Source organism: Endozoicomonas acroporae (genome assembly GCF_002864045.1).
Taxonomy (GTDB): domain Bacteria; phylum Pseudomonadota; class Gammaproteobacteria; order Pseudomonadales; family Endozoicomonadaceae; genus Endozoicomonas; species Endozoicomonas acroporae.
The window spans coordinates 1-726 of the sequence record NZ_PJPV01000307.1 but is presented as its reverse complement, the minus strand read 5'-3'; the positions used below and the strand labels follow the sequence as shown (position 1 = coordinate 726).

The following is a 726-nucleotide window of genomic DNA, read 5'->3' as shown; positions in this document are numbered from 1 at the left end:
TGTACGACTGTGTTCCCTTTGTCCTCCAGTTTCGCCATGGCCCACAGCAGGTTGGCGTTACCCTGTGGTGTAAAGTTAGCTTTCTGTGCGCTCACGTGGGGCAACAGTGCGGCCACAGCCTCTTTGAGCCCTGGTGTCAACTCATGCCTGTTATCCACCAGTTTCGCCATGGCCCACAGCAGATTGGCAATTTCCTGTGGTTTAAAGTTGGTTTTCTGTGCGTTCACGAGGGGCAACAGCACGGCCATGGCCTCTTTAAGTTCTGGTGTCTGCTCCTGCCCGTTGTCCACCAGTTTCGCCATGGCCCACAGCAGATTGGCGATTTCCTGTGGATTAAAGTTAGCTTTCTGTGCGTTCAAGAGGAGCAACAGTGCGGCCACGGCCTCTTTGAGTTCTGGTGTCTGCTCGTACCCGTTGTCCACCAGTTTTGCCATGGCCCACAGCAGGTTGGCGATACCCTGGGCATTAAGCTGGTCTTTCTGTGCGTTCACGTGGGGCAACAGCGCGGCCACGGCCTCTTTGAGTTCTGGTGTCTGCTCCTGCCCGTTGTCCACCAGTTTCGCCATGGCCCACAGCAGGTTGGCGATTTCCTGTGGTTTAAAGTTAGCTTTCTGTGCGTTCACGAGGGGCAACAGCGCGGCCACGGCCTCTTTGAGTTCTGGTGTCTGCTCCTGCCCGTTGTCCACCAGTTTCGCCATGGCCCACAGCAGGTTGGCAATTTCCTGA

Annotated in this window: 1 protein-coding gene; it reads right to left on the bottom strand. The window is 56.1% G+C overall.

From position 1 onward, the window contains the following. On the bottom strand, positions 1 to 726 hold a 726-nt coding region (locus CX664_RS25450), incomplete at both ends, for a DUF1601 domain-containing protein (RefSeq protein ID WP_146000393.1).